11 protein-coding genes are annotated in these 13,009 nt (G+C 48.4%); 9 read left to right on the forward strand and 2 right to left on the reverse strand.

The genetic code is table 11. The annotated features are described in order from the left end of the window. Window positions 1-48 precede the first annotated feature (48 nt). Window positions 49-780 carry an HTH-type transcriptional regulator MlrA gene (gene mlrA / locus OGX80_RS18290; protein ID WP_115181401.1) on the reverse strand — a complete coding sequence of 244 codons (732 nt, stop codon included), beginning with the start codon at window positions 778-780 and terminating at the stop codon, window positions 49-51. Between the two features lie 222 nt (window positions 781-1,002). On the opposite strand from mlrA, the gene OGX80_RS18295 reads away from it, so the two are divergent. From OGX80_RS18295 to OGX80_RS18305, 3 genes are read left to right on the forward strand one after another with little or no spacing between them, the layout of a single operon-like run. Further along, the gene (locus OGX80_RS18295) at window positions 1,003-2,688 is read left to right on the forward strand and encodes a sensor histidine kinase (protein ID WP_012131646.1); all 1,686 of its coding nucleotides are present in this window, start codon (window positions 1,003-1,005) and stop codon (window positions 2,686-2,688) included. Then, the gene (btsR, locus tag OGX80_RS18300; protein ID WP_012131647.1) at window positions 2,685-3,404 is read left to right on the forward strand and encodes a two-component system response regulator BtsR; all 720 of its coding nucleotides are present in this window, start codon (window positions 2,685-2,687) and stop codon (window positions 3,402-3,404) included. The genes OGX80_RS18295 and btsR overlap by 4 nt, the downstream gene beginning before the upstream one ends. A 46-nt stretch (window positions 3,405-3,450) precedes the next feature. Continuing rightward, entirely contained in the window at window positions 3,451-3,921 is a 471-nt protein-coding gene (locus OGX80_RS18305; RefSeq protein WP_012131648.1) for a YehS family protein, read from the forward strand. Window positions 3,922-4,023: 102 nt separating this feature from the next. Here OGX80_RS18305 and metG read toward each other — a convergent pair whose 3' ends face one another. Beyond that, window positions 4,024-6,057 carry a methionine--tRNA ligase gene (gene metG / locus OGX80_RS18310; protein WP_115181403.1) on the reverse strand — a complete coding sequence of 678 codons (2,034 nt, stop codon included), beginning with the start codon at window positions 6,055-6,057 and terminating at the stop codon, window positions 4,024-4,026. Window positions 6,058-6,222: 165 nt separating this feature from the next. Between metG and apbC the strand changes: the two genes are divergently transcribed. The 6 genes from apbC (at window position 6,223) to OGX80_RS18340 (ending at window position 12,939) form a co-directional block, all read left to right on the forward strand. After that, entirely contained in the window at window positions 6,223-7,332 is a 1,110-nt protein-coding gene (apbC, locus tag OGX80_RS18315) for an iron-sulfur cluster carrier protein ApbC (protein WP_012131650.1), read from the forward strand. Window positions 7,333-7,606: 274 nt separating this feature from the next. Further along, entirely contained in the window at window positions 7,607-7,888 is a 282-nt protein-coding gene (locus OGX80_RS18320) for a YehE family protein (RefSeq protein WP_112001919.1), read from the forward strand. A gap of 278 nt (window positions 7,889-8,166) precedes the next feature. Further along, window positions 8,167-8,700, forward strand: a complete 534-nt coding sequence (gene yehD / locus OGX80_RS18325; RefSeq protein ID WP_101744019.1) for a fimbrial protein YehD — start codon at window positions 8,167-8,169, stop codon at window positions 8,698-8,700. A gap of 64 nt (window positions 8,701-8,764) precedes the next feature. Continuing rightward, complete coding sequence (locus OGX80_RS18330) at window positions 8,765-9,445, forward strand: fimbrial assembly chaperone (protein WP_012131654.1); 681 nt, start codon at window positions 8,765-8,767, stop codon at window positions 9,443-9,445. Window positions 9,446-9,459: 14 nt separating this feature from the next. Continuing rightward, on the forward strand, window positions 9,460-11,946 hold the full coding sequence (locus tag OGX80_RS18335; protein WP_115181405.1) for a fimbrial biogenesis outer membrane usher protein: 2,487 nt from the start codon (window positions 9,460-9,462) through the stop codon (window positions 11,944-11,946). Window positions 11,947-11,958: 12 nt separating this feature from the next. Beyond that, window positions 11,959-12,939: a fimbrial protein gene (locus OGX80_RS18340; protein ID WP_115181406.1), complete on the forward strand. Its 981-nt coding sequence runs from the start codon at window positions 11,959-11,961 to the stop codon at window positions 12,937-12,939. Window positions 12,940-13,009: the final 70 nt, after the last annotated feature.

The raw sequence follows: 13,009 nt of genomic DNA on the forward strand, positions 1-13,009 counted from the left end.
AAATGCGCAGAATGTCTGATCACGCATTGATGCCGCCATCCGGTAAGGCTACAGGCCCAGCGGGTAAATATCGTGCCCCTGCGCGCGCCAGGCATTGAGTTGCTGCTGCTGCGCGGGCGTCTGCGTCTCGCCGCACCAGATAAGCAGCGTCCTGCCGTCAAACAGCTCCGGGCGAAGCTGGTTCAGCGAGTGAGCCAGCACATCGACGCGCCATCCTTGCTGGCTGGCGACCCAGCCTTCCAGCCACAGCCGGGTGGTATCGTGAATATTCCAGCCGACCACCAGCGCGTCTTTCCCCTGTTTTTTGCGCGCGGAGGCAAGACAAATCGCAATGTAATTGATCAAGATGCCGTCAAGGATGCCGAGCAGCGCCTGGAGAGTGGGTTGATGGCACTGTAAGCGTCGTCGCAGAGGAGTAAACAGGTGCGTGGTGAGCGTCTGGGCGGGGTAATCCTGCCCACGTTCTTTAATCCATAGCCTGAGGCTATGCAGATTGTTGCTTTGCAAATAGTGCAGCAGCGTCTCCTGCTGTTCGCGCCAGCCGTTTTGCACATCGATGTTATCGTTGCTGAGCAGCACCTTGACCTTACTGACCTGCACGCCGTTATCAATCCAGCGTTTAATCTCCCGAATCCTGTCGATATCGGCGTCATTAAACAGGCGGTGCCCCCCGTCTGTTCGCTGGGGCTTTAATAATCCGTAACGCCTCTGCCACGCGCGTAACGTGACAGGGTTGATATCACAAAGCAAAGCCACTTCACCTATTGTGTAAAGCGCCATCGTTTCACCCTTGCTCGCGAGGTCCCAGTTTTACTTTAGACGCTCTTTTACGAACCAGGTAGTTTTGTCTGTTTTTTAATCAGTGTGCGGGTGAGATTGTGGCCTGACGTGCGCTTTTGAGTGATCGTTCTCACGAATTCATGTTTTTTTGCAACAGTTCAAAGAAAGATAAGCGCAGCCAATGTATGTTACGCGTTTTTAAGAGATGTGTGGTTTGCGGGTATGTACGAGTTTAATCTGGTGTTGCTGCTGCTTCAGCAGATGTGCGTGTTTCTGGTCATTGCGTGGTTAATGAGTAAAACACGTTTATTCATCCCGTTAATGCAGGTTACCGTTCGCCTGCCGCATAAATTTCTCTGTTATATCGTCTTCTCTATTTTCTGCATTATGGGCACCTGGTTTGGGTTGCACATCGAAGATTCCATTGCCAATACCCGTGCGATCGGCGCCGTGATGGGCGGCTTGCTGGGCGGGCCTGTGGTCGGCGGCCTGGTCGGACTCACCGGCGGTTTACACCGTTATTCGATGGGCGGGATGACGGCGCTGAGCTGCATGATTTCCACCATTGTCGAAGGGTTGTTAGGCGGCCTGGTGCATAGCGTGCTGATCCGTCGCGGGCGCACCGATAAAGTCTTCAGCCCGTTAACGGCCGGGGCGATTACCTTCGTCGCTGAACTGGTGCAAATGCTGATCATTTTGTTGATCGCCCGACCTTTTGAAGATGCGTTGCATCTGGTAAGCAGTATTGCCGCGCCCATGATGGTGACTAACACCGTCGGGGCGGCGCTGTTTATGCGCATTTTGCTCGACAAACGCGCGATGTTTGAAAAATACACTTCGGCGTTTTCCGCCACCGCGCTGAAAGTGGCGGCCTCCACGGAGGGTATCCTTCGTCAGGGCTTTAACGAAGTGAACAGCATGAAGGTGGCCCAGGTGTTGTATCAGGAACTGGACATCGGCGCAGTGGCGATCACCGATCGCGATAAACTGCTGGCGTTTACCGGCATTGGCGACGATCACCACCTGCCGGGGAAACCTATTTCATCAAGCTACACGCTGAAAGCGATTGAGACCGGTGAGGTGGTGTATGCCGATGGTAACGAAGTGCCTTACCGCTGCTCGTTGCATCCGCAGTGCAAATTAGGCTCAACGCTGGTGATTCCGCTGCGCGGCGAAAACCAACGCGTGATGGGCACCATCAAACTGTATGAAGCCAAAAACCGGCTCTTTAGCTCCATCAACCGAACGCTGGGCGAGGGGATTGCGCAACTGCTGTCGGCGCAGATTCTGGCCGGGCAGTATGAACGCCAGAAAGCGCTGCTCACACAGTCGGAAATTAAACTTTTGCATGCGCAGGTGAATCCTCATTTTCTGTTTAACGCGCTTAACACCATTAAAGCGGTGGTACGCCGCGACAGCGAACAGGCCAGCCAACTGGTGCAGTATCTCTCGACCTTCTTTCGCAAGAACTTAAAGCGCCCCTCGGAGATTGTGACCCTTGCCGATGAAATTGAGCATGTGAATGCCTATTTGCAAATTGAGAAGGCGCGCTTCCAGGCGCGGTTGCAGGTGAATTTAAACGTGCCGGAGGAACTTTCGCACCAGCAACTGCCCGCGTTCACTCTGCAACCGATTGTGGAAAACGCCATTAAGCACGGCACGTCGCAACTGCTCGGCACCGGCGAAGTCTCCATTACGGCCAGACAGGACGGGCAGCACCTGATGCTGGACATTGAGGATAACGCCGGATTGTACCAGCCCACGACCAATGCCAGCGGCCTGGGGATGAACCTGGTGGATAAACGGCTGCGCGAACGCTTTGGCGATGATTACGGCATCAACGTGGCCTGCGAACCCGATCTCTTTACCCGGATAACCTTACGACTTCCCCTGGAGGAAAACGCATGATTAAAGTGCTGATTGTGGATGATGAGCCGTTAGCGCGGGAAAATCTGCGGATTCTGTTACAGGAACAAAGTGATATTGAGATTGTGGGTGAGTGCTCGAATGCGGTAGAGGCGATTGGCGCGGTGCATAAGCTGCACCCGGACGTGCTGTTTCTCGACATCCAGATGCCGCGCATCAGCGGGCTGGAAATGGTCGGGATGCTCGATCCAGAACATCGGCCGTACATTGTTTTTCTGACCGCTTTTGACGAATACGCCATTAAAGCGTTTGAAGAGCACGCTTTTGACTATCTGCTTAAGCCCATTGAAGAGAAGCGGCTGGAGAAAACGTTGGCGCGTCTGCGACAGGAACGAAACATGCAGGACGTTTCGGTGTTGCCGGAAAATCAACAAGCGTTGAAATTCATTCCCTGCACCGGACACAGCCGTATTTATCTGTTGCAAATGGATGACGTGGCGTTTGTCAGCAGCCGGATGAGCGGCGTGTACGTAACCAGCAGCGAGGGGAAGGAAGGGTTTACCGAATTGACGCTGCGAACGCTGGAGAGCCGCACGCCGTTATTGCGCTGCCATCGTCAGTATCTGGTGAATATGGCGCAGTTGCAGGAAATTCGTCTGGAGGATAATGGTCAGGCCGAGCTGATTTTGCGCAACGGTTTAACGGTTCCTGTCAGCCGTCGCTACCTGAAAAGTTTAAAAGAGGCGATTGGGCTGTAAAAGACTGCTAAAATGATTTTTTGCCTCATTAACACCCGAAGGCCCCATGCTGAGTAACGATATTCTGCGTAGCGTGCGCTACATCCTGAAAGCAAACAATAACGATCTGGTGCGCATTCTGGCGCTGGGTAATGCCGAAGCCACTGCGGAACAGATTGCTGTCTGGTTGCGTAAAGAAGAGGAAGAGGGCTTTCAACGTTGCCCGGATATTATCCTCTCTGCTTTCCTGAATGGGCTGATTTACGAAAAGCGTGGTAAAGATGAGTCCGCGCCAGCGCTGGAGCCGGAGCGCCGCGTTAACAATAATATTGTGCTGAAAAAGCTGCGTATCGCGTTCTCGCTGAAAACCGACGATATTCTTGCGATTCTGACGGAGCAAAAATTCCGCGTCTCGATGCCGGAAATCACGGCGATGATGCGCGCCCCGGAGCATAAAAACTTCCGCGAGTGTGGCGATCAGTTCTTGCGTTATTTCCTGCGCGGGCTGGCGGCGCGTCAGCACGAGAAGAAAGCGTAATAAGATAAGCGGTAGGCCGGATAAGGTGTTTGCACCGTCATCCGGCGTGGTTCGCTGGCGTTCTGGAATAAAAAAGCCGGAGAATGTCTCCGGCTTTTTTGTTTATTTCACCTGCTGGCCTGGCTTCGCACCGTCATCCGGGCTTAACAGGAAGATATCTTTCCCGCCAGGACCGGCGGCCATCACCATCCCTTCAGAGATGCCGAAGCGCATTTTACGCGGGGCCAGGTTGGCGACCATCACCGTATGGCGACCAATCAGCGCCTGCGGGTCAGGGTACGCGGAACGGATGCCGGAGAAGACGTTGCGCTTTTCGCCGCCCAGATCCAGCGTCAGACGCAGCAGTTTGTCAGAACCCTCAACGAACTCAGCGTTTTCAATCAGCGCCACGCGCAGATCGACCTTAGCGAAATCGTCAAAGGTAATGGTTTCCTGAATCGGGTCGTCTGCCAGCGGGTCGGTAACCGGCGCCGCCGCCGCTTTCACCTCTTCTTTCGAGGCTTCAACCAGCGCATCGACCTGTTTCATGTCGATGCGGTTATACAGCGCTTTGAAGGCGTTAACCTTGTGGCCCAGCAGCGGTTGCGCGATTGCATCCCAGCTCAGCTCGGTGTTCAGGAACGCTTCCACACGTTCGCTCAGCGTTGGCAGAACCGGCTTCAGGTACGTCATCAGCACGCGGAACAGGTTGATGCCCATCGAGCAGATCGCCTGCAGGTCGGCATCGCGGCCTTCCTGTTTCGCGACAACCCACGGCGCCTGTTCATCAACATAGCGGTTAGCCATGTCCGCCAGCGCCATAATTTCACGGATCGCTTTACCGAATTCGCGGCTTTCCCACGCTTCGCCGATGACCGCTGCTGCGTCGGTGAAGGTTTTGTACAGCGCGGGATCGGCCAGTTCAGCAGCCAGTACGCCATCGAAACGCTTGTTGATAAAGCCCGCGTTACGGGAAGCCAGGTTGACGACCTTGTTGACGATATCCGCGTTGACACGCTGCACGAAGTCTTCCAGGTTCAGGTCGATGTCATCGATGCGGGAAGAGAGCTTCGCCGTGTAGTAATAGCGCAGGCTGTCGGCGTCAAAATGGTTCAGCCAGGTGCTGGCCTTAATAAAGGTGCCGCGCGATTTAGACATCTTCGCGCCGTTCACCGTTACATAGCCGTGAACGAACAGGTTGGTCGGTTTGCGGAAACCGCTGCCTTCCAGCATGGCCGGCCAGAACAGGCTGTGGAAGTAGACGATATCTTTACCGATGAAATGGTACAGCTCGGCGTCAGAATCTTTCTTCCAGTAGTCGTCAAAGCTGGTCAGATCGCCGCGCTTGTTGCACAGATTCTTGAATGAACCCATGTAGCCGATCGGCGCATCCAGCCAGACGTAGAAAAATTTGCCCGGCGCATTCGGGATTTCAAAACCGAAGTATGGCGCGTCACGGGAGATATCCCACTGTTGCAGGCCGGATTCAAACCACTCCTGCATTTTGTTCGCCACCTGCTCCTGCAACGCGCCGCTGCGGGTCCACGCCTGCAACATTTCGCTGAAAGAGGGCAGGTCAAAGAAGAAGTGCTCAGAGTCGCGCATCACCGGCGTAGCGCCGGAAACCACGGATTTCGGTTCGATAAGCTCGGTCGGGCTATAGGTCGCGCCGCACACTTCGCAGTTATCGCCGTACTGATCTGGAGACTTACATTTCGGGCAGGTGCCTTTTACAAAACGATCCGGCAGGAACATGCCTTTTTCTGGATCGTAGAGCTGAGAGATGGTGCGGTTCTTAATGAAACCGTTCTCTTTCAGGCGGGTGTAAATCAGCTCGGACAGCTCGCGGTTCTCTTCGCTGTGCGTTGAGTGGTAGTTGTCATAGCTGATGTTAAAGCCTGCGAAATCAGTCTGATGCTCCTGACTCATTTCACCAATCATCTGCTCTGGCGTAATCCCCAACTGCTGTGCTTTCAGCATGATAGGGGTGCCGTGTGCGTCGTCCGCGCAGATGAAGTTGACCTGGTGGCCGCGCATTCGCTGGTAACGGACCCAGACATCAGCCTGGATGTGCTCCAGCATATGGCCGAGGTGGATGGAGCCGTTGGCGTACGGCAGCGCGCACGTTACCAGAATTTTCTTCGCGACTTGAGTCATAGTAGGTATTACTTCTTCTCTAGTAAAAGGGGGTTCTGATGTTACCTGAAAGGTAATAACTACGCCAAGAAATAAGGGGATCAAACCATAAATGAATAATTATTACCGCAGGAGTAAACTAGAAAGTTACAATTGTACTTTTCATAACGATAAAAAGGAGTCGGGATGAACGCACAATCCCAGGCTAAATCACCAGAGACCCTGCGCGCAATGGTTGCCGGGACGCTGGCGAATTTTCAGCACCCAACCCTGAAGCATAACCTGACGACGTTGAAAGCGTTGCACCATGTCGCCTGGCTGGATGACACGCTGCACGTTGAGCTGGTCATGCCGTTTGTCTGGCACAGCGCGTTTGAGGTGTTAAAAGAGCAATGCAGCGCCGATTTACTGCGGATTACGGGCGCGAAAGCCATTGACTGGAAGCTGTCGCATAACATCGCGACGCTGAAGCGCGTTAAAAATCAGCCTGGCATTAACGGCGTGAAGAACATTATCGCCGTCAGTTCCGGTAAAGGCGGCGTGGGAAAATCGTCTACCGCTGTTAACCTGGCGTTAGCGCTGGCGGCGGAAGGGGCGAAAGTCGGTATTCTGGATGCTGATATCTACGGCCCGTCTATCCCGACCATGCTGGGGGCTGAGAATCAGCGTCCAACTTCGCCGGACGGCACCCATATGGCGCCGATTATGTCTCACGGTCTGGCGACCAACTCCATCGGTTATCTGGTGACGGATGACAATGCGATGGTATGGCGCGGCCCGATGGCCAGCAAAGCGCTGATGCAGATGTTGCAGGAAACGTTGTGGCCGGATCTGGATTACCTGGTACTGGATATGCCGCCGGGAACCGGTGACATTCAATTGACGTTGGCGCAGAACATTCCGGTTACAGGCGCGGTTGTCGTTACCACGCCGCAGGACATCGCGCTTATTGACGCCAAAAAAGGCATTGTGATGTTCGAGAAGGTCGAAGTACCGGTGCTCGGGATTGTTGAAAACATGAGTATGCATATCTGTAGCAACTGCGGTCACCATGAGCCAATTTTTGGCACCGGCGGCGCACAGAAACTGGCCGAGCAGTACCGTACTCAACTGCTGGGGCAGATGCCGTTGCATATCAGCCTGCGTGAAGATCTCGATCGCGGAACGCCGACGGTAATCAGCCGTCCCGACAGTGAGTTTACCGCGATATACCGCGAGCTGGCAGGGCGCGTTGCGGCGCAACTGTACTGGCAGGGTGAGGTTATTCCCGGAGAAATAGCTTTCCGCGCGGTTTAATTTCGCCTGAACCGTCAGGATGACTGCTATTCACCGCATCAGAAATATATTGATGCGGTGAATATATTAATGAAATAATCATCACACTATTATTTATTTTCCCTTCATTATTTGGGCGCTTTTCTTAAAAAATCGCCAAATACATCATTTGAATTGATCATAGCTATCTTATTAATTTATTATCTCGATTGGTCTTACAATGAACCAGCGAGCATAATTTCCCGTGAAGATAAACTGTGCTGTGCTCTCTTTTACGACAGGATTAACGCTAAACATGAAGAATCCTTTGCTGATGGGAATTATAGTTCTGGCTTATGGAATGAGTTCTCCTGTTTTTGCTTCTGATACCGCGACGCTCACGATTAGCGGAAGCGTCACGACCCCCACCTGTCACGCTGACGTTGTGGATACTCAGTTGCAACAGCGTTGCGGTAATAACACCTATCTGACAAACGCAGGAGAAACGGCCTCAATGCCGGTCAGAGGCGTTGTAACGGAAGTTATCACTCTGCCTGGAGGCTCTGCTCGCCAGATAGTCTTAAACCGCTACGACTAAAATAACGTGAATACGAGAAAGCCCACATTATTTTCATGAATGATGTGGGCTTTTTTATTTATATTTTGAATGTATTTAATGATAAATCACGATTATTAATAAATTCTAAAAATGATAATTAGTACAACTTATTTGTTGTAATTATATTGCATTCTGTAAATTGTTTTAAATCAACAAAACAACACGTTTACATTGCGATAACGTTTTGTGTGTGAGAATTTAGTTTCAAGAGTTAATCCCTCTTAACAAATAGAAATTCATTTATTAAGGAAGATACTATGAAACGTTCAATTATTGCTGCCTCCGTATTGTCTGCTATTTTTATGAGTGCCGGGGTTTTTGCGGCGGATGCAGATTATGGCGAACTGATTATTACGGGTAAAGTTGTTGGCACAACATGTAAATTTGTTGGTGATGCAACTGCAAAGATTGATATGAACCAGGTGGGGGTGGACCGTTTAAATATACTGAATGCTGGCGGCGTTTATGATGGATATTCTAACTCCACTATCACGCCGTTGAAAGTTGAGTGTACGGGTGATAATGCACCTCGTATTACCTTCTCCCGTTCACAGTTTGATAGTTCACATACCTCTGTTACACGGAATACTGCATCAAACAATGGCGCTGGTTTTTCTGTCTATTATGACGGGACTAAGGTTAATGCAGATAATGGTATTTCTCTGGAAAAAAGTGATGATGGGAAATATGAGCTTAGCTTCTCAGCGCGTTATGCTAATCTGGCTGGACAAAATAATGTAACAGCGGGTGAGGTGAGCTCCTCTTTGACGCTGACGGTAGTAACTGATTAACACACCCTTTTAGTCGGCGGCGTTTTGTCGCCGCCGATTTCTCTGATAATAAGGTGAGTTAACCATGAGAAAGATAATGGCATTATTGTTGGCTGGTGCTGTAATGCCTGCGTGGGCAGGTATTTATATTTACGGCACACGGATTATTTATCCAGCCCAGAAAAAAGAAATTACTGTACAGTTAATGAATGAAGGTACGCGTAGCGCGTTGGTGCAGTCATGGATTGATGACGGCGATACCAGTTTGCCACCTGAAAAAATTCAGGTGCCATTTGTTCTGTCACCGCCAGTCGCCCGAGTGATTGCGGGTTCTGGCCAACAACTGAAGATTAAATTACTTGAAAATAGATTGCCGGGTGATCGTGAAAGTCTGTTCTTTCTCAATGTGTTGGATATCCCGCCAAATTCAGCAGAAACGGAAGGGAAAAATGTAATCAAATTTGCGATGCAAAACCGTGTGAAGTTTATCTACCGTCCACAAGGAATTTCTTCTGTAGATAAAAATAGCTTTTCTCGTCTGCGGATTAGTAAATCATACAACGGCATAAACATCAAAAATAATTCAGCAAACTGGATTACTATCCCTGAAATTGTTGGAAAAACCAAAATTAATAAAGAAACTTATGTGCTTGCACCCTGGTCAGATAAATTAGTAAGCACTTCTGTTGGCGTTAATCATTATACTGTCACACTTATTGATGATCATGGTAATTATTTGAGTGAGAAAGTAAAAACGGATAGATAGCCCAAGGATTGGTTATGTTAAAGATAAACTCCATTACGTTAGCGATCCTTTCTGTGCTGGTGATATCCCCGGTATGGGGAGAAACCGAAACATTTGACACACACTTTATGTTTGGCGGATTAAAAGGTGAAAAGGTTTCCCGTTATCAGATCGACGGAGATAAACCGATGCCGGGCCTTTATGATATGGATGTTTATCTTAACAATCAGTGGCGTGGCCGTTACGAATTAAATATCCAGGATGATCCTGATGATACTTGCTTGTCTATAGCTCAGTTGCATCAGATTGGTATTAAGTCCGATGGTCTTCAAGTGGATAAGAAAGTTGATTGTGTATCGCTACGAGCCGCAGTTCAGGGGGGGGATATTAGCTATGATATCAGTCAGTTTGCTCTAAATTTGACGGTGCCTCATGCCTACGTGAATGAATACGAGCCGGGTTATATGTTACCTGAAACCTGGGATCGGGGCATTAATGCTCTATACATGTCTTATTATGCCAGTCAGTATTACAGTAATTATAAAAGTGGTGGTAATGATGAAAGCAGCTACGTAAGTCTGAACAGTGGGCTAAATCTGTTTGGCTGGCAGTTACATTCGAATGCAAACTTCACGAAAAGTAATGATGACAGCGGAGAATGGAAAAATAATACATTGTATATGGAACGTGGCATCCCTGAAATATTAGGAACGCTACGTGCCGGAGATATGTATACCGGAACCGATCTGTTTGACTCTGTACGTTTCACCGGGATACGTATCTGGCGTGATATGCAAATGCTGCCCAATTCGAAACAAAACTTTACACCCATTGTTCGTGGTATTGCACAAAGTCATGCTTTAGTAACCATTGAACAGAATGGCTTTATTGTCTATCAAAAAGAGGTTCCGCCTGGCCCATTTGCGATTGCCGATCTACAGCTTGCTGGAGGTGGTGCCGATTTGGATGTCAGTGTAAAAGAAGCTGATGGTTCAGTTTCCCATTATCTTGTGCCTTATTCATCTGTACCTAATATGCTACAGTCTGGCGTATCAAAATACGATATTGCGGCAGGGAGTAGCCATATAGAAGGCGCGACAAAGCAGACGGATTTTTTGCAAGCCAATTATCAGTATGGATTAAATAATCTACTGACATTATATGGTGGCACTATGCTGTCTGACCATTACCAGGCCTTTACATTAGGCACAGGGTGGAATACACATATTGGTGCTGTTTCTGTGGATGCCACTCAGTCTCATAGTAAACAGGATAATGGTGATGTTTTTAATGGTCAAAGTTATCAGATAGCGTGGAATAAATATGTTTCACAAACAGGTACGCAGTTTGCGTTAGCAGCCTATCGTTATTCTTCACGTGATTACCGTTCATTTAATGATCATGTCTGGGCGAATAATAAAAACAGCTATCATCGGGATAACAGTGATGTGTATGACATCACTGATTATTACCAAAATGATTTTGGTCGTAAGAATAGTTTTTCTGTCAATATAAACCAGGGGTTACCAGAGGGATGGGGGTACCTGGCACTGAGCGGATTATGGCGTGATTATTGGGGACGCAATGGCAGCGGAAAGGATTATCAGTTGAGTTATTCTAATGACTGGCGGCGTATTAGTTATACCTTGTCTGCGAGTCAGAGTTATGATGAGGATAATCGGGAGGATAAGCGTCTTAATATTTATATTTCCATCCCATTCTCCTGGGGCGATGGCGTCACGGCAACGAAACGCGATCTCTTTGTTTCAAACTCAACGACGTTTGATAACGAAGGCTATCAGTCGAATAATACCAGCCTAAGCGGCATTGCGGGTGGTCGAGATCAATTTAGCTATGGCGCGAATCTTGCGCATCAGCGGCAAAATAATGAAACAAGCGCAGGTGGAAACCTGACGTGGCGAGCGCCGGTTGCGACGGTAGGCGCCAGCTATAGCCAGTCTAATAAATACCGGCAGGCTGGTGGGAATATCCAGGGGGGAATTGTCGCCTGGTCTGATGGCATACATTTAACCAACCGCCTCTCAGATACACTTGCCATTATTAAAGCGCCTGGGTTAGAAGGGGCAGCTGTGCAAGGTCACCGTTATCTGACCACGGACAAGAATGGGTATGCCATATATGACAGTCTGACGCCATATCGTGAAAACTTTTTAACGTTGGATCTTTCCCATACCTACAGTGATGTCGAACTACGCGGTAATCGTAAGGGGATTGTGCCTTATCGTGGTGCGGTTGTGTTAGCTGAGTTTGAAACCGACAGGCGCAAGCTCTGGTATTTTCTGGCGCGACGTCCAGATGGTTCTCCATTAACCTTCGGTTATGAAGTAGAAGATCATTCCGGGAAAAATGTTGGCTTAGTTGGGCAAGGAAGTCGCCTCTTTATCCGTACAGATAATGTTCCTGCCTCTTTGAAAGTCGCGACAAACAAACAGCAAGGATTGTTTTGCATTATTACTTTTGATGGCATAATTGATGAGAATAAGACCTATATTTGCCGATGAAAAGGACTTGCTATGAATAAGTATTGGTTAATATTATTACTGTTATTCCCTGTCTTATCACAGGCTAAATGTTCACTAGGGAATAACACAACCGCACAACAATCTATTGAAATAGATATGACATCAGGTGCTGCGGTGATTCCTGTCAAAACTAATTTACATGATACGTTTACCTGTAATGCGTCAAGCGACAAGATGTATTATGCGACGCCTTTACAAAATTATATCGTTGAGTTTAAAGGGACAGGGTCGCAGAAATCCATTTTTATGCAATTAAAGCTGACTGGAAATGGCTTTCCCGTTACGATTGGTAACCAGGAGACTACAACAGATAATGTGATCAATACGAAGTCGTTTACGCTTGAAGCGAACTATATAAAGTCTGGAACTGCGGATTTAACCGTTTCAGGTAATAGCATTAACTTAAACCGTCCTGCTATCAGCATTCTTACTGATAATACCTGTAATAATAATCTTTTCTCATGGATTCTTTGTTGGATAACGGGAAAGCTAAACAGTAATGTTTCTTATTCACAAAACATTATTTTTACAGTAAAACATAAACCTACGACCTGCCATTTTTCACAGAATCAATATGTTATTGCGATGCCAGAAACAACATTAAATGAGATAATAACCGGAAATAATACGAAAACAGGAACCACGAATCTGATTTTAAACTGTGATAGCGTATATAATGTTACGACTAATCCAGTGAGTTTCAACGTTTCTCATGGTGACTGGAATGAAAACGGCACGATACTTAAAAATACGCTGGCGGAGGGTGCAAAAGGTGTGGGGTTTCAGATATACAGTGGCTCAGGTACTACGCCTTTAATGCAGGGTGATATATTAAGAACAATGGTAAAAATGACCAGTATTGAGGATAAGTATACTATCCCGATTACCGCAAAATATGTCAGAGTCAGCAACGAACCATTACGTCCTGGAAATTTGCAAAGCAAAGTAATATTTGCTGTTTCATATGATTAAATCATTTCTCTGAAAACGCGTCCTTTTCTGAATGAAAGGACGTGTTTTATCTGTTGTTTTTACAGTAAAG

The sequence above is a fragment of the Citrobacter sp. CK194 genome (assembly GCF_030333395.1).
In the GTDB taxonomy this organism is placed as follows: domain Bacteria; phylum Pseudomonadota; class Gammaproteobacteria; order Enterobacterales; family Enterobacteriaceae; genus Citrobacter_B; species Citrobacter_B koseri.